The sequence below is a fragment of the Pseudomonas sp. T1.Ur genome (genome assembly GCF_023516725.1).
In the GTDB taxonomy this organism is placed as follows: Bacteria; Pseudomonadota; Gammaproteobacteria; order Pseudomonadales; family Pseudomonadaceae; genus Aquipseudomonas; species Aquipseudomonas alvandae.
Window position 1 is genome coordinate 576,710 of record NZ_JAMGSN010000001.1, and the last position, 15,382, is coordinate 592,091.

The following is a 15,382-nucleotide window of genomic DNA, read 5'->3' on the forward strand; positions in this document are numbered from 1 at the left end:
TAGCTTTGTCCGACAAGGTTTAAAGTCCCTTCGTCGCTTGTCATTAACGACTGGCATCGGCACTCTCTCCTACAAAGCTGTCCGGACCTTTTTGCTGGAGAACTGCTGATGACCGATATCGATGCCCGCTTGCGCGAGGACGTCCACCTGCTCGGCGAACTGCTGGGCAACACCATTCGCGACCAGTACGGGGATACCTTTCTCGACAAGATCGAGCAGATCCGCAAGGGCGCCAAGGCTGATCGCCGTGGTTCCATGGACGCCGAGCTGAGCGCCAGCCTCAACCAGTTGAGCGAGGATGAACTGCTGCCGGTGGCGCGGGCGTTCAACCAGTTTCTCAACCTGGCCAACATCGCCGAGCAATACCAGTTGATTCATCGGCGCGAAGAATCCAAGCCTGCACCGTTCGAAGCGCGAGTGCTGCCCGAACTGCTGGCGCGCCTGCGTGCTGAGGGCCACAGCGCTGAATCGCTGGCCAGGCAATTGGGCCGGCTGGACATCGAACTGGTTCTCACCGCCCACCCCACCGAAGTCGCCCGGCGTACGCTGATCCAGAAATACGACGCCATTGCTGCGCAATTGGCCGCCCAGGATCACCGTGACCTCACCAGCGCCGAGCGCGCGCAAATCCACCAGCGCTTGCAGCGGTTGATCGCCGAAGCCTGGCACACCGAAGAAATTCGCCGGACCCGGCCCACGCCCGTGGACGAGGCCAAGTGGGGCTTCGCAGTGATCGAGCATTCGCTGTGGCACGCCATCCCCAATTACCTGCGCAAGGCCGACCAGGCCTTGCACGCCGCCACCGGGCTGCGCTTGCCGCTGGAAGCCGCGCCGATCCGCTTTGCCTCGTGGATGGGCGGCGACCGTGACGGCAACCCGAACGTCACCGCCGCAGTCACCCGTGAGGTGCTGTTGCTGGCGCGTTGGATGGCGGCGGACCTTTATCTGCGCGATGTCGATCACCTGGCGGCCGACCTGTCCATGCAAAACGCCAGCGCGGCTTTGCGCGCCCAGGCCGGCGACAGCGCCGAACCCTATCGTGCGGTGCTCAAGCAATTGCGTGAGCGCCTGCGGGCCACGCGCAACTGGGCCCAGGCCTCGCTGAAAGCCACGACGCCGGCCAGCGCCGAGGTGTTGCAGAACAACCGCGAGCTGCTCGATCCGTTGGAGCTGTGCTACCAGTCCCTGCACGAATGCGGCATGGGCGTGATTGCCGATGGGCCGCTGCTTGATTGCCTGCGCCGCGCAGTGACGTTCGGGCTGTTCCTGGTGCGCCTCGATGTGCGCCAGGATTCGACTCGCCATACGATGGCCATGACCGAAATCACCGATTACCTCGGGCTTGGGCGCTATGAAGAATGGAACGAAGAGCAGCGCATCGGTTTCTTGCTGGACGAACTGAATAACCGTCGCCCGTTGTTGCCGCCGCATTTCAAGCCGTCGGCCGATACCGCCGAAGTCCTGGCGACCTGCCGGGAAGTCGCGGCGGCGCCGGCGGCGTCCCTGGGCTCCTACGTGATTTCCATGGCCGGCGCGGCTTCCGATGTGCTGGCGGTGCAGCTGTTGCTCAAGGAAGCCGGCGTGCTGCGACCGATGCGGGTGGTGCCACTGTTCGAAACCCTCGCCGACCTGGACAACGCCGGGCCGGTGATGGAGCGTCTTTTGTCGCTGCCAGGCTATCGCGCGCGCCTGCAAGGGCCGCAGGAAGTGATGATCGGCTATTCCGATTCGGCCAAGGATGCCGGCACCACGGCGGCGGCCTGGGCGCAATATCGGGCGCAGGAGCGCTTGGTGGACATCTGCCGTGAGCAGCAAGTCGAACTGCTGCTGTTCCACGGTCGCGGGGGCACGGTCGGTCGTGGCGGTGGCCCGGCGCACGCGGCGATCCTGTCCCAGCCGCCGGGTTCGGTGGCCGGTCGGTTCCGCACCACTGAACAGGGCGAAATGATTCGTTTCAAATTTGGCCTGCCAGACATCGCCGAACAGAACCTCAACCTTTATCTCGCTGCGGTGCTGGAGGCGACCCTGCTGCCACCGCCGCCGCCCACGCCAGAATGGCGTCATTTGATGGACGAGCTGGCCGCCGACGGCGTCCGTGCCTATCGCGCCGTGGTGCGGGAAAATCCGCAATTCGTCGAGTATTTCCGCCAGTCCACGCCGGAGCAGGAATTGGGCCGGCTGCCCCTGGGCAGTCGTCCGGCCAAGCGCCGCGCCGGGGGGATCGAGAGCCTGCGGGCGATTCCGTGGATCTTCGGCTGGACCCAGACGCGCCTGATGCTGCCGGCCTGGCTCGGTTGGGAAACCGCCCTGGGCAAGGCGCTGGAGCGCGGCGAGGGTGAGTTGCTCGGGCAGATGCGCGAGCAATGGCCGTTCTTCCGTACCCGCATCGACATGCTCGAGATGGTGCTGGCCAAGGCCGACGCTGACATTGCCCAGTCCTATGATGAGCGTCTGGTGGAACCGGCGTTGCTGCCTTTGGGTGAGCATTTACGCGACCTATTGTCGCAGGCGTGCTCGGTGGTCCTGGGGTTGACCGGCCAGTCGCAGCTACTGGCACATAGCCCAGACACGCTGGAGTTCATTCGCCTGCGCAACACCTACCTCGACCCGCTGCACCTGTTGCAGGCCGAACTGTTGGCGCGTTCGCGACAGCAGGACGTTGCCCAGGGCAGCCCCCTGGAACAGGCGTTGCTGGTGTCTGTGGCAGGGATCGCCGCCGGTTTGCGCAACACCGGCTGACGTCGGGTCGTTGCACAAAACAGCTCGCCCGGTTCGTCCGGGCGTAGCCGTTTGCGGGGAAGGGCAGGTCGACCAGGCGACAGTTTGTTGCCCGGTTGCGACTCTCGCCACCTCATACAAAGGTCGCGTCGGGCGCGGGTTCCTCCGACTTTCGGCGGCTTGTGTGGCTCGGGCCTGCTGTGTATCTTGAGCAGCCTTTGACCGTTTGGGCGGTCACGATCCTGTTTTTCGAAGATTGGCCCCACGAGGCGAATCCGAGCGTTTTACATAAAAAAATTGAGGAGCACATCGATGCGCGTCATTCTGCTGGGAGCTCCCGGGGCCGGTAAAGGTACTCAGGCAAAGTTCATCACCGAAAAATTCGGTATCCCGCAAATCTCCACCGGCGACATGCTGCGTGCCGCGGTCAAGGCTGGCACCCCATTGGGCGTTCAAGCCAAGAGCATCATGGATGCCGGCGGCCTGGTGTCGGATGACCTGATCATCGCCCTGGTCAAGGATCGCATCGCTCAACCGGACTGCGCCAATGGCTTCCTGTTCGACGGTTTCCCGCGCACCATTCCCCAGGCTGAAGCCTTGGTGAGTGCCGGTGTGGAACTCGATCACGTGGTCGAAATCGCGGTAGACGACGAGGAAATCGTCCAGCGTATTGCCGGCCGTCGCGTTCACGAAGCGTCCGGTCGTGTCTATCACACCGTCTACAATCCGCCAAAGGTCGCCGGCAAGGACGACGTGACGGGCGACGAGCTGGTGCAACGCAAGGACGACACTGAAGAAACCGTGCGTCATCGCCTGTCGGTCTACCATTCCCAGACCAAGCCGCTGGTGGACTTCTACCAGAAGCTGTCCGCTGCCCAGGGCAAGCCGAAGTACAGCCACATCCCGGGCGTTGGCTCGGTCGATGCGATCACTGGCAAGGTGCTTGAAGCGCTGAGCTGAAAAGCCTGATCAGTTGCAACAAACACGGCCCGCTTGCGGGCCGTAGTTGTTTATACTGGCGCACTTTTTTCCCACCTGATTTACGGACACATCGATGAGCACCTTGCTGGCCCTGGACACCGCGACCGAAGCTTGCTCCGTTGCCTTGCTGCACAACGGCAAGGTCACGAGCCATTACGAGGTGATCCCGCGCCTGCACGCGCAGAAATTGCTGCCGATGATCCAGCAATTGCTAAGCGACGCCGGGACGACCTTGCAAGCGGTTGACGCAATTGCCTTTGGCCGTGGGCCTGGCGCGTTCACTGGCGTGCGGATCGCCATTGGTGTCGTGCAGGGCTTGGCCTTTGCCCTCGAACGCCCGGTATTGCCGGTGTCGAACCTGGCAGTGCTGGCCCAGCGTGCCTTGCGCGAACACGGCGCGCGCCAGGTGGCGGCTGCCATTGATGCACGCATGGACGAGGTGTACTGGGGGTGCTACCGCGAAACCGATGGCGAGATGCGCCTGGTGGGCCGTGAAGCGGTATTGCCACCCGAGTCGGCGGCATTGCCGGATGAGGCGAGTGGCGATTGGTTCGGCGCCGGTACCGGGTGGGGTTATGACGAGCGGATAGGCGCCCGCATTGTCGGGCAGGACGCATCGATGCTGCCTCATGCCGAAGACCTGCTGGCGCTCGCACGCTTCGCCTGGGAACGCGGCGAGGCCATTGCGGCAGATGAGGCGCAGCCGGTTTACCTGCGGGACAAGGTCGCGACGCCAAAGTCCGAGCGACCCTGACCTCATTTCAAGCGAACTTGCTCTCGCTCGGCTCTGTAGGAGCTGGCGTAGCCTGCGATCTTTTGATCTAGACCTTTGAGACGCAATTGACTGGCACAAGATCGCAGCCTCGTTGCACTCGGCAGCTCCTACAGGCGCAGCCCAGCGGGAGCAAGCGGCCTCGCCACAAAGGCGTTCGGTTGACCTTGGAGCCGGCGTTCCAAAATTCATTTGCGCCTGCATAAGTCACACCCAACCTTGCCAGTCGTCACTTTTTCAGCTCGTTTTTAAACCTTTTTGACTTTATGTGTTCTAGTTATCACTTGCGCATTTGCGCGGCTGCGAATGTGCCGCTAAATTGCCATCATTGATACCGAGCATTTTGTCATGCGTATAGACGGCGTTTCATCACAGTCCTATCCCATCAAGCGTCGGCCTCGTGCGGGTAAAGCCGCTGAGCCGGAAACTTTTGATGACATCGATGGCGACCTGGAACTTCCGTCCGAAGAGCAACTGGCCGCCCGTGCCGCCAAGGCCTCTGCGCAACGCCTGAGCAATCTCCCCGCCCGCCAGCAAGACATGCTGTACCACCGCGCCATGAGCCGCAGTGTCGCCACGGCCCTTGCCAGTTATTTGAGCACTGCCGGTTTTGTCGACTGGGATATGGAAGTACTGGGGCTCGACCTCTACATCTGATGCGGCTGCCTTATTTCCTCGGCTGCCCGTCCTGGAGCGAAAACGCCTGGCGCGATTATCTTTATCCCCAGGATGCCAAAAGCTCCGACTTCCTGAATCTCTATAGCCAGGTTTTCAATGCCGTGGAAGGCAACACGACCTTCTATGCGAGCCCGTCTGCGGCCACCGTCCAGCGCTGGGCGGAAATCATGCCCGAACACTTTCGTTTCACGGCCAAGATTCCGGGCGACATCAGTCACGGCGGTGACTTGCGCGAACACCTGACCGCCACCGAAACCTTCGTTCAATTGCTCAGCCCGCTGGGTGATCGGGTTTCGCCGTTCTGGCTGCAACTGTCCAAGGCGTTCACGCCCAATCGGCTATCAGAGCTGGCAGCTTTCATCGACGCGTTCCCGCGACCGCTGGCCGTCGAGGTTCGTCACGATGAGTTCTTCGCCAAGGGTGATGCCGAGCGCCAGCTCAATCGCCTGTTGCTCGATCGCGGCGTGGAACGTATCTGCCTCGATCCGCGAGGCTTGTTCAGCTGTGCCTCGACCGATCCGTCAGTGATCCATGCCCAATACAAAAAACCACGGGTGCCTACGCGGCCGGCAGCGTTCACTCAAAGCCCGCAGGTGCGCTTCGTCGGCCATCCCGTGGTGGAAGCCAACGAGCCGTTCCTGGCGCCTTGGGTGGAGAAAATCGCCGAGTGGATCGAAGAAGGGCGCACGCCGTACATGTTCCTGCACACCGCCGACAACCTCCTGGCGGCAAGACTCGCGATGCATTTTCACAGCCGCTTGATGAGCCGTTTGCCTGGCTTGCCGGCCCTGCCTGAGCTATATAGAGAACCCGCCGCCGAGCAACTGGGTTTGCTCTGAGGCGATCTCTTCCCTAGTTCAGGAGCGATTCTCATGGATGCACAAACCCGGCGAGCCCAGGCGTTCAAGGCCTTGCACGAGCGCGAAGGGGCGTTTGTCATTCCCAACCCATGGGATGCCGGTTCGGCCAAAATGCTGGCCAGCCTTGGCTTCGAAGCCTTGGCCACCACCAGTGCCGGCTACGCTTTTTCCCTGGCGCGACCCGATGGCGGGCTTGCCCTGGATGACACGCTGGCTAACGTGCGGGCGATCGTGGCGGCCACGGATCTGCCAGTGGCCGTCGACCTGGAAAATGGTTTTGCCGATGCGCCCGAAGCGTGTGCCCAGAGCCTGCTTCGCGCAGCGGAAGCCGGGGCAGTGGGGGGCTCGATCGAAGACGCCACTGGGCGCCCGGACAGTCCGATCTATTGCTTTGATCACGCCGTGGCGCGAGTCAAGGCCGCGGCTGACGCGGTGCGCAGCTTGCCGTTCCCGTTCCTGCTGACCGCCCGGGCGGAGAATTTCCTGCACGGCAAGCCCGACCTGGACGATACGATCCGGCGCTTGAAGGCGTTCGCCGACGCCGGCGCCGACGTGCTCTACGCGCCGGGGTTGAGCAGCGCCGATCAAGTCCTCGCGGTGGTCCGGGCCGTGGCGCCCAAGCCGGTGAACGTGCTGATGTCCGGCGCGCTGGACCTCACCGTGGCGCAATTGAGCGAACTGGGCGTCAAGCGCATCAGCGTCGGATCGGCCCTGGCACTGGCGGCCTACGGCGAGTTCTTCCGCGCTGCCGAGGAAATCCAGCAGCAGGGCACGTTCACCTTCACTCGTCGTTCGATGCCGTACAGTCAGGCCAATCAATTATTCAAGGGTTGATGCCCGAGGCGTTGTCGTGCGGTTTTTCAAAGTGTTGATGGTATTGGCGCTGGTTGTGGGTGCCGCAGTGTTCAGCGTTTGGCGCGGCTGGTTGTCGGTGCCGCCGGAGTGGAATCCCTGGGCGCCGCTGGACGTCAACGTCCCGCCGAACCTGCTGACCCGCTACAAGCTGATGGCCCTGCGCAACGACCCGCAACTGTGCGACCAGGCGCTTGCGACGTCAGGGCTTCGCACCGCTCGCCAGGCGGACAGCGGCGCCAACACGACGTGTCCGTTGACCAATGTGTTGCGGGTGCAGGGCGGCGAGGTGGCATTGAGCAGCAGCTTCCTGGCCAGCTGCCCGCTGGCCGTGGCTTTCGCGTTGTTCGAGCGTCATGCGCTGCAGCCGGCGGCAACGGCGGCCTATGGGCAGAAGGTCACGCGCGTCGATCACTTGGGCAGCTTTGCCTGTCGCAACATGTACGGCCGTGAAAGCGGCGCGCGCAGCCAGCATGCCACCGCCAGCGCGCTCGACATTGCCGGGTTTCGCCTGGCCGATGGTCGCGCGGTCAGCGTGCTCAAGGATTGGCCGAAGGACAATACCGATGCGCAGTTCCTGCGGCAGGTGCGCGACGGCGCCTGCGACATGTTCAGCGTGGTGTTGAGTCCGGACTACAACGCGGCCCACCGCAACCATTTCCATTTGGATGTCGGACCGTGGTGGATCTGTCGGTAAGATTCAGGCGGCGATGCGCAGGTTCTGCAACACGATTGGACGTGCCCAACGGGTATCGAAATCGAGTTGTTTCTGCTGCGCCACCAGTTCCTCTTCCGGGAACGGCGGGAATGGCTTGTCCAGCAGGTCAAGTTCGAACTCGGCAATCGGCAGGTGCAACGGACGCGGTTGTGGTGCCGGGCCCGGTTCTGGCAGGGGCTGGCCGGCGGTGAGAACGATCGGGCGGACCCAATTGCTTTCGAAGGTCTGCTGCTTTTGCTGGGCGACGATTTCTTCCGGCGGGAAGGGTGGGAACGGCTTGTCCAGCAAGTCGAGTTCGAATTCGGCGATCGGCAGGAACAACGGCTCGGGTGGCTTGACCTGGGTTTCTGTCACGTCGCAGGTGCGTTGGCTGACAATGTGGTCCAGCAGCTCGGCACCGAGGGTCGGTTCAACCGCTTCATCGAGGGCGACGGGCTGGTAGCTGCCAGGCGCCGGTGCGTTTTCACCCAACTGATCGGCCAGGGCCCGGGCGAAAAAATCCTGCCACAGGTGACTGACGCCGCTCAGGGCTTGGGTGTTACGCAGGCTGTAATCGCCGTAAGGGGAGATAACGCCTATCGATGTGGATTGAATGTCTGACATTTTTCTCGGTCGACGCTCAGCTCTGGCAAAATGCCGTTCACCGTTGTTATCGGCCGTTTTCGCCGATCCTTAATTTTTTGAGCGTGTTTTCATGATTGAGCAACCTGCGGCCTGCCGCATCCATGTCGAGGCCCTGGCCCCGGCCTTCCAGGCGCAAGCCGAGCAATGGGCCGAGCGGCTTGGCCTGCCGTTGCAAGTGGACGACGGCGAGTTTGCCTTGCAGGTTGGCGAGCAAGGATTGCAGTTGCAGCAATGGGGTCCGGACGCGCCGGGACCGGTGCGGGTGGACTTCGTCGAGGGTGGCGCGGCCCATCGGCGTTTGTACGGCGGCGGCAGCGGCCAGATGATCGCCAAGGCCGTCGGTGTCGCCCAAGGCGTGCGTCCTCGGGTACTCGATGCCACGGCTGGGCTGGGCAAGGACGCGTTCGTGCTGGCGAGCCTGGGCTGCGAAATGAGCCTGATCGAGCGCCAGCCGTTGATCGGCGCCTTGCTGGAAGATGGCCTGGCCCGGGGCGCGGAGGATTTCGACGTGGCGCCGATCGTGGCGCGCATGCGTTTGCTCAAGGGCAATTCCATCGAGCTGATGCGCAACTGGGAGGGCGAGCCGCCCCAGGTAATCTACCTGGACCCGATGTTCCCTCATCGGGAGAAAACTGCCTTGGTGAAAAAAGAGATGCGCCTGTTCCGGCCGCTGGTGGGCGATGACAATGACGCCCCGGCGCTGCTGGCTGCGGCACTCGCGCTGGCGACCCACCGGGTGGTGGTCAAGCGCCCGCGCAAGGCGCCTTGCATCGAAGGGCCGAAGCCGAGCCATGGGTTGGAGGGCAAGTCCAGTCGGTACGACATCTATCCCAAGAAAGCGCTCAAGGCTTGAGACCGGGTCGTCTGCATCGCGAGCGAGCTCGCTCCCACAGGGTTTGATGAGCACCACAGATCCAATGTGGGAGCGAGCTTGTTCCGGGCGGCGTTCCGACGATGAGGCCCTGACGGCAAGCGCAAGGCTGCCGGTCGAGCTAGGGCCGATAAGCCCGCACAAACAACCCCACCACTTCCTGCACGTGAGCCTCGGCCGCCTCGGCGTCCTGCGGCCCGTCGCAGCCGTACAGCAACCGGAAATTCGCCGCGCCCTTGATCAGGCAGAAAAAGTGCTCGGCGGCATTTCGCGTTTTGTCGATGCTCAAGGCGCCGCTCTGGTTGACCTTGGTCAGCAACCGCTCCATGCCTGAGAGCATGCGCTGCGGGCCGGCCTCGTAGAAAATCGTCGAAAGCTTCGGATCCTGGCTGCCCAAGGCAATCATCAACCGATGCAGGTTGACCGATTCGTCGCTGTTGATCAGTTGATTGAAACCACGGGCGATGTTCAGCAACACGTGCTCAATGGGAACGCCATCAGGCCATTCGAAAAAAAGCGTCGGTACCTGCTCCTCGCACTTGGCAATCACCGCGGCGGCAAACAGGGTTTCCTTGTCGTTGAAGTGACTGTAGACCGTCAGCTTGGACACGCCGGCCTCGGTCGCCACCGCGTCCATGCTGGTGCTGGCGTAACCCAGGCTCAGGAAAAGACGTTTCGCGGCGTCGAGAATGGCTTGGCGCTTGGCCAGATCCTTTGGACGGCCGGGGCCGCTGGGAGGGAGAGGATTGTTCGACATTATTCGCTTTTAATACTGGACTGGTGAGTTTGCTATTAATAACATACTCGCCAGTATAATTATTCCAAGCACCATTAGCGAAAGGTCATCCACCATGTTCCGCTATGTCCTGCCCCTCGCCGTGCCAGTCAGCCTGGCTTTTTTATTGTCTGCGTGTGGCCACGATGAACCGGTCGCCGTTGTCGTCCGCCCCGCCATGGTGGTCAAGCCAGAGCCTTCGGCCCTGGCCATGGACAGTTATCCCGGCGAAGTGCGGGCGCGGTTCGAACCGGACCTGGCGTTTCGTATTGGCGGCAAGGTGAGCCGACGGCTGGTCGAAGAGGGGCAGCGGGTCAAGGCCAATCAACCGTTGGCTGAACTCGATCCTGAAGATGTACGCCTGCAACTGGAAGCGAGCCGGGCCCAGGTCGCCGCCGCCGAGGCCAACCTGAGCCTGGTGCGCGCCGAGCGCGACCGCTACAAGACCTTGATGGAACGGCAGATGGTCAGCCGCTCCCAATACGACAACGCCGAGAATCTCTATCGCTCCGGGGCCGCGCGGCTCAAGCAGATCAAGGCTGAATTCGATGTCGCCAGCAACCAGGCCAGCTATTCGATATTGCGCGCGCCCCAGGATGGCGTCGTGGCCCGGCGTTCGGTGGAGGTCGGTCAGGTGGTGTCGGCCGGGCAAACGGTCTTCACGCTGGCCACCGACGGTGAGCGTGAGGTGCTGATCAGTTTGCCGGAACAGAGTTTCGGCCGGTTCAAGATCGGCCAGCCGGTTTCGGTGGAGCTGTGGAGCCAACCCGACCAGCGCTTCAGCGGGCACATCCGCGAACTCTCGCCCGCTGCCGACCCGAAATCCCGCACCTTCGCCGCTCGCGTCGCGTTCACCGCCGGCAGCGTCCCGGCGGAACTGGGCCAGAGCGCCCGGGTGTTTATCCAGAATGCCGAAAAGGTCCCGCTGTCAGTACCGCTGTCGGCCCTCACCGCCGAAAACGGTGCGACCTACGTCTGGGTGGTCAACGCCAACAACACCCTCAGGAAAGTCCCGGTCCGTGTCGGTGCCTTTGGCGAAAAAACCGTGCCGGTGCTTGAAGGCCTGGACGCCAACGATTGGGTGGTCGCCGCGGGCGTGCATGTGCTCCTCGACGGCCAGCAGGTCCGTCCAGTGGATCGCTCCAACCGCGTGGTCAACCTGGCGGCCAAGGAGTAATCCCCGATGGGTTTCAATCTTTCCGAATGGGCGTTGCGCAACCGCCAGATCGTACTGTTCCTGATGCTGTTGCTGGCAATCGTCGGAGCACTTTCCTACACCAAGCTCGGCCAGAGCGAAGACCCGCCGTTCACCTTCAAGGCCATGGTCATCCGCACGATCTGGCCCGGCGCCACGGCTGAGGAAGTGTCGCGCCAGGTCACCGAGCGCATCGAAAAGAAGCTGATGGAGACCGGCGATTACGAGCGGATCGTTTCGTTCTCGCGCCCGGGCGAATCCCAAGTGACGTTCATGGCGCGCGACTCCCTGCACTCCAAGCAGATTCCCGAGCTGTGGTACCAGATCCGCAAGAAGATCGGCGACATCCGGCATACCTTGCCGCCGGGTATCCAGGGGCCGTTCTTCAACGATGAGTTCGGCACCACGTTTGGCAATATCTATGCACTCACTGGCGAAGGCTTCGACTACGCCGTGCTCAAGGATTACGCCGACCGAATCCAGATCCAGCTGCAGCGGGTCAAGGACGTGGGCAAGGTCGAGCTGGTCGGCCTGCAGGACGAGAAGATCTGGGTCGAACTGTCCAACGTGAAACTGGCGACCCTTGGCCTGCCGTTGGCGGCCGTCCAGCAAGCCTTGGAAGCGCAGAACGCGGTATCCACCGCCGGGTTCTTCGAGACCGGTAGCGAGCGATTGCAGCTACGGGTCTCCGGGAATTTCCAGACCGTGGAAGAGATCCGCAATTTTCCGATCCGCGTGGCTGATCGCACCTTCCGGATTGGCGACGTGGCGGAGGTTCGTCGCGGCTTCAACGACCCGCCCGCGCCGCGCATGCGCTTCATGGGGGAAGATGCCATCGGCCTCGCCGTGGCGATGAAGGAGGGCGGTGACATCCTCGTGCTGGGCAAGGCCCTCGAGGTGGACTTTGCCCGGATCCAGAACACGCTGCCGGCCGGCATGCAGTTGCGCAAGGTCTCGGACCAGCCGGCGGCGGTGAAGACCGGCGTCGGTGAGTTTATCCAGGTGCTGGTGGAAGCGCTGACCATTGTGTTGCTGGTGAGCTTCTTCTCCCTGGGGCTGCGCACCGGGATGGTGGTGGCGCTGGCGATTCCGCTGGTGCTGGCGATGACCTTCGCGGCCATGTATTACCTGGGCATCGGCCTGCACAAGATTTCCCTCGGCGCGCTGGTCCTGGCGCTGGGGCTGCTGGTGGACGACGCGATCATTGCGGTGGAGATGATGGCGATCAAGATGGAGCAGGGCTTCGACCGGATCAAGGCGGCCAGCTTCGCCTGGACCAGCACGGCGTTTCCGATGCTCACCGGCACCTTGATCACGGCGGCGGGGTTCCTGCCGATCGCCACCGCCCAGTCGGGCACGGGGGAATACACCCGTTCGATTTTCCAGGTGGTGACCCTTGCGCTGTTGGCGTCCTGGGTCGCTGCGGTGGTGTTCGTGCCGTACCTGGGGGAAAAATTCCTCCCGGACCTGGCGAAGATTCATGCGGCCAAGCATGGCACGGTCGACGGCCAGCCAGATCCCTACGGCACGCCGTTCTACCAACGTGTGCGGCGACTGGTGGAGTGGTGCGTGCGCCGGCGCAAGACCGTCATCGCATTGACCGTGCTGTTGTTCCTGGGCTCGGTGGTGCTGTTCCGTTTTGTCCCGCAGCAGTTTTTCCCGGCGTCGGGGCGCCTGGAGCTGATGGTCGACCTGAAACTGGCCGAAGGCGCTTCGCTGGTCAACACCGCCGAGCAGGTCAAGCGCCTGGAAGCGCTGCTCAAGGATCACGCCGGTATCGACAATTATGTTGCCTACGTCGGCACCGGATCACCGCGTTTCTATCTGCCGCTGGACCAGCAACTGCCGGCGCCAAGCTTCGCCCAATTCGTGGTGCTGGCCAAGACCATCGAAGACCGTGAGCCGTTGCGCAGTTGGCTGATCGCCACCCTGAACGAGCAGTTTCCGACGTTGCGCTCGCGGGTGACACGCCTGGAGAACGGTCCGCCGGTGGGCTACCCGGTGCAGTTTCGCGTGACGGGCGAGCACATCGAGGTCGTCCGGGCCCTGGCGCGGAAAGTGGCGACGAAGGTTCGGGAAAATCCCTACGTTGCCAATGTGCATCTGGACTGGGAAGAGCCGAGCAAGGTGGTGTATCTGAATATCGACCAGGACCGCGCCCGGGCCTTGGGGGTGACCACCGCCAATCTGTCGAGCTTCCTGCAAAGTTCTCTGACTGGATCCAGCGTCAGCCAATATCGGGAAGACAACGAGCTGATCGAGATCCTGCTGCGTGGCACCGTGCATGAGCGCACCGAACTTTCGCGACTGCCAAGCCTGGCGGTGCCCACCGACAACGGTGCGAGCGTTGCGCTCTCGCAGATCGCAACGCTGGAGTATGGCTTCGAAGAGGGCGTGATCTGGCATCGCAATCGTCTGCCGAGCGTGACCGTTAGAGCCGATATCTACGGCAAGGAGCAGCCGGCGACCCTGGTGCAGCAGATCTTCCCGACCCTGGACGCGATTCAAGCGGAACTGCCGGACGGCTATCTGCTGGAAGTGGGTGGTACGGTGGAGGATTCGGCCCGTGGCCAGAAATCAGTGAACGCCGGTGTGCCGCTGTTCATCGTGGTGGTGCTGACGTTGTTGATGCTGCAATTGCGCAGCTTCTCCCGCACGGCGATGGTGTTCCTCACCGCGCCGCTGGGGTTGATTGGTGTCACGCTGTTTCTGTTGGTGTTCCGCCAGCCGTTCGGTTTCGTCGCCATGCTCGGCACCATCGCGCTGTCTGGCATGATCATGCGCAACTCGGTGATTCTGGTGGACCAGATCGAACAGGACATCAAGGCCGGGCTTGCGCCATGGCAGGCGATCATCGAAGCGACGGTGCGACGGTTCCGCCCGATCGTACTCACCGCCCTGGCGGCGGTGCTGGCGATGATTCCGCTGTCGCGCAGCCTGTTCTTCGGCCCGATGGCGGTGGCGATCATGGGAGGGCTGATTGTGGCGACGGCGTTGACGCTGCTGTTCCTGCCGGCGCTGTATGCGGCGTGGTTCAGGGTCAAGAAGACCTGACGCGGTCCGGAGGCCAGCAGAGATCCAAGTGGGAGCGAGCTTGCTCGCGATAGCGGTATCAGCTTCAACATTTCTGTTGACTGTTACACCGCCATCGCGAGCAAGCTCGCTCCCACAGTTGTTTCAGGTTGCGACTTAGAGCGTACCGAAAACCTTCTTCGCCAAACTGGTGGCCGCAGCCGCCGGATTCTTGCGAAGGGTGGCTTCCTGCTCGCCGATCATCTTGAACAAACCGTCCAGCGCCTGCTCGGTCACGTAGTTCTCGACGTTGGCGCTCTTGGCGTCCACTACACCCAGCGTCGCAGCTTGGCCGGCAAAGGCGTTGTACTTCTGGGCCAGGCCGACCTTGTCGGTGGCTTGCTTGACGATAGGCAGGAACTTGGCGCGAATCTGTTCGCGGCTGCTCTTGTTCAGGTATTGCGTGGCCGAATCGTTGCCGCCGCTCAAGATGCCCTTGGCATCGCTCACGCTCATGTTCTTCACGGCATCGACCAGGATCGGTTGTGCCTGCACCACGGCGGCTTCGGCCGCCTGGTTCATGCTGGTTTCCAATTGATCCACCTGGTCACCCATGCCGAAGGCTTTCATCTTGCCGGCGACTTTGCCGAGCTTGCCTGGCAGTTCGATCTTCACGTCCGGGTTGTTGCTGAAACCGCCCGGCTTGCCCAGTTGCTTGACGGCGATCTGGGCACCTTGGGTCAGTGCATCCTTGAGGCCACCCGTGGCGTCTTTCTGGGACAGATCGCCCAGGGACAAGGCCATGGCGTTGGCGCAGATCAACAGGCCGGCACACAGGCCGGTGAAACGAAGGGTAGAGCGGAGCATGGCAGCTTCCTTGAGGAGTGGAACAGGAATCAGCGTGCGGCGTTGACGCGAATCTTCAACGGCTGCGGATCTTTGCCATCGAGCTGCACGGCGTGTTGTTCAGTGGTGATGAACATCAGCTGGCCGTCGACTTCGATGCGGGCGCTCACGGCATAACGATGACCGGGCTTGACCTGTGTCGGATCATAACTGAGGTGGAACGGCAAAGGGACCTGGCCCTTGACCGGGCCTCGCTGCTCATCGATCACGACGGCTGGCGCGTCGGCCAGGGAAACGTCTTGCAGGCTCACGGTCAACGTAGCCGTGGGCGGCAGGGCGATGCGTTGCAGATAGAACACTTCGCCGTCGAGGCTGTTCTTGCCGGCCAGCGGCGCGCTGGAGCAGGCGCTCAGCAGCGTGGCGGCGGCGACGAGAAAAAACTTTTTCATTAGGCCATTTCCATATTGTGGGCCCCAGCAA

14 protein-coding genes are annotated in these 15,382 nt (G+C 62.5%); 10 read left to right on the forward strand and 4 right to left on the reverse strand.

The window, feature by feature from the left end:
- Positions 1-108: 108 nt before the first annotated feature.
- The 7 genes from ppc (at position 109) to M8Q45_RS02695 (ending at position 7,558) form a co-directional block, all read left to right on the forward strand.
- Positions 109-2,739: a phosphoenolpyruvate carboxylase gene (gene ppc / locus M8Q45_RS02665; RefSeq protein ID WP_249873471.1), complete on the forward strand. Its 2,631-nt coding sequence runs from the start codon at positions 109-111 to the stop codon at positions 2,737-2,739.
- A 291-nt stretch (positions 2,740-3,030) separates the two neighbouring features.
- On the forward strand, positions 3,031-3,678 hold the full coding sequence (gene adk, locus M8Q45_RS02670; RefSeq protein ID WP_249873472.1) for an adenylate kinase: 648 nt from the start codon (positions 3,031-3,033) through the stop codon (positions 3,676-3,678).
- Positions 3,679-3,772: 94 nt separating this feature from the next.
- Positions 3,773-4,453, forward strand: a complete 681-nt coding sequence (tsaB, locus tag M8Q45_RS02675; protein ID WP_249873473.1) for a tRNA (adenosine(37)-N6)-threonylcarbamoyltransferase complex dimerization subunit type 1 TsaB — start codon at positions 3,773-3,775, stop codon at positions 4,451-4,453.
- Between the two features lie 366 nt (positions 4,454-4,819).
- Entirely contained in the window at positions 4,820-5,128 is a 309-nt protein-coding gene (locus M8Q45_RS02680) for a hypothetical protein (protein WP_030139518.1), read from the forward strand.
- Positions 5,128-5,988, forward strand: coding sequence for a DUF72 domain-containing protein (locus tag M8Q45_RS02685; RefSeq protein WP_249873474.1), 861 nt, complete (start codon positions 5,128-5,130; stop codon positions 5,986-5,988). The genes M8Q45_RS02680 and M8Q45_RS02685 overlap by 1 nt, the downstream gene beginning before the upstream one ends.
- A 33-nt stretch (positions 5,989-6,021) precedes the next feature.
- The gene (locus tag M8Q45_RS02690) at positions 6,022-6,843 is read left to right on the forward strand and encodes an isocitrate lyase/PEP mutase family protein (RefSeq protein WP_249873475.1); all 822 of its coding nucleotides are present in this window, start codon (positions 6,022-6,024) and stop codon (positions 6,841-6,843) included.
- Positions 6,844-6,859: 16 nt separating this feature from the next.
- On the forward strand, positions 6,860-7,558 hold the full coding sequence (locus tag M8Q45_RS02695; protein WP_249873476.1) for an extensin-like domain-containing protein: 699 nt from the start codon (positions 6,860-6,862) through the stop codon (positions 7,556-7,558).
- A 3-nt stretch (positions 7,559-7,561) separates the two neighbouring features.
- Here M8Q45_RS02695 and M8Q45_RS02700 read toward each other — a convergent pair whose 3' ends face one another.
- The gene (locus tag M8Q45_RS02700) at positions 7,562-8,182 is read right to left on the reverse strand and encodes a hypothetical protein (protein WP_039592013.1); all 621 of its coding nucleotides are present in this window, start codon (positions 8,180-8,182) and stop codon (positions 7,562-7,564) included.
- Positions 8,183-8,273: 91 nt separating this feature from the next.
- On the opposite strand from M8Q45_RS02700, the gene M8Q45_RS02705 reads away from it, so the two are divergent.
- Positions 8,274-9,056, forward strand: coding sequence for a class I SAM-dependent methyltransferase (locus M8Q45_RS02705; RefSeq protein WP_283938999.1), 783 nt, complete (start codon positions 8,274-8,276; stop codon positions 9,054-9,056).
- A 139-nt stretch (positions 9,057-9,195) separates the two neighbouring features.
- Here M8Q45_RS02705 and M8Q45_RS02710 read toward each other — a convergent pair whose 3' ends face one another.
- A complete protein-coding gene (locus tag M8Q45_RS02710; RefSeq protein WP_249873477.1) occupies positions 9,196-9,831 on the reverse strand; it encodes a TetR/AcrR family transcriptional regulator in 636 nt (211 codons plus the stop codon).
- Positions 9,832-9,925: 94 nt separating this feature from the next.
- Here M8Q45_RS02710 and M8Q45_RS02715 point away from each other — a divergent pair, with 94 nt between their 5' ends.
- Both M8Q45_RS02715 and M8Q45_RS02720 read left to right on the forward strand, forming a co-directional pair.
- A complete protein-coding gene (locus tag M8Q45_RS02715; RefSeq protein WP_249873478.1) occupies positions 9,926-11,026 on the forward strand; it encodes an efflux RND transporter periplasmic adaptor subunit in 1,101 nt (366 codons plus the stop codon).
- Positions 11,027-11,032: 6 nt separating this feature from the next.
- Positions 11,033-14,098: an efflux RND transporter permease subunit gene (locus M8Q45_RS02720; RefSeq protein WP_249873479.1), complete on the forward strand. Its 3,066-nt coding sequence runs from the start codon at positions 11,033-11,035 to the stop codon at positions 14,096-14,098.
- Between the two features lie 135 nt (positions 14,099-14,233).
- Here M8Q45_RS02720 and M8Q45_RS02725 read toward each other — a convergent pair whose 3' ends face one another.
- Together M8Q45_RS02725 and M8Q45_RS02730 are read right to left on the reverse strand one after the other, a co-directional pair.
- The gene (locus M8Q45_RS02725; protein ID WP_249873480.1) at positions 14,234-14,923 is read right to left on the reverse strand and encodes a DUF4197 domain-containing protein; all 690 of its coding nucleotides are present in this window, start codon (positions 14,921-14,923) and stop codon (positions 14,234-14,236) included.
- A 29-nt stretch (positions 14,924-14,952) separates the two neighbouring features.
- Positions 14,953-15,351: a YbaY family lipoprotein gene (locus M8Q45_RS02730; RefSeq protein WP_249873481.1), complete on the reverse strand. Its 399-nt coding sequence runs from the start codon at positions 15,349-15,351 to the stop codon at positions 14,953-14,955.
- Positions 15,352-15,382 lie beyond the last annotated feature (31 nt).

Excerpts from the sequence above, each read along its gene's own strand:
- M8Q45_RS02730 (WP_249873481.1), bottom strand. The coding sequence starts at position 15,351 with ATGAAAAAGTTTTTTCTCGTCGCCGCCGCCACGCTGCTGAGCGCCTGC.
- ppc (WP_249873471.1), top strand. The coding sequence starts at position 109 with ATGACCGATATCGATGCCCGCTTGCGCGAGGACGTCCACCTGCTCGGC.
- M8Q45_RS02680 (WP_030139518.1), top strand. The coding sequence starts at position 4,820 with ATGCGTATAGACGGCGTTTCATCACAGTCCTATCCCATCAAGCGTCGG.
- M8Q45_RS02710 (WP_249873477.1), bottom strand. The coding sequence starts at position 9,831 with ATGTCGAACAATCCTCTCCCTCCCAGCGGCCCCGGCCGTCCAAAGGAT.
- M8Q45_RS02720 (WP_249873479.1), top strand. The coding sequence starts at position 11,033 with ATGGGTTTCAATCTTTCCGAATGGGCGTTGCGCAACCGCCAGATCGTA.
- M8Q45_RS02725 (WP_249873480.1), bottom strand. The coding sequence starts at position 14,923 with ATGCTCCGCTCTACCCTTCGTTTCACCGGCCTGTGTGCCGGCCTGTTG.
- tsaB (WP_249873473.1), top strand. The coding sequence starts at position 3,773 with ATGAGCACCTTGCTGGCCCTGGACACCGCGACCGAAGCTTGCTCCGTT.
- M8Q45_RS02715 (WP_249873478.1), top strand. The coding sequence starts at position 9,926 with ATGTTCCGCTATGTCCTGCCCCTCGCCGTGCCAGTCAGCCTGGCTTTT.
- M8Q45_RS02705 (WP_283938999.1), top strand. The coding sequence starts at position 8,274 with ATGATTGAGCAACCTGCGGCCTGCCGCATCCATGTCGAGGCCCTGGCC.
- M8Q45_RS02685 (WP_249873474.1), top strand. The coding sequence starts at position 5,128 with ATGCGGCTGCCTTATTTCCTCGGCTGCCCGTCCTGGAGCGAAAACGCC.
- M8Q45_RS02690 (WP_249873475.1), top strand. The coding sequence starts at position 6,022 with ATGGATGCACAAACCCGGCGAGCCCAGGCGTTCAAGGCCTTGCACGAG.
- M8Q45_RS02700 (WP_039592013.1), bottom strand. The coding sequence starts at position 8,182 with ATGTCAGACATTCAATCCACATCGATAGGCGTTATCTCCCCTTACGGC.
- adk (WP_249873472.1), top strand. The coding sequence starts at position 3,031 with ATGCGCGTCATTCTGCTGGGAGCTCCCGGGGCCGGTAAAGGTACTCAG.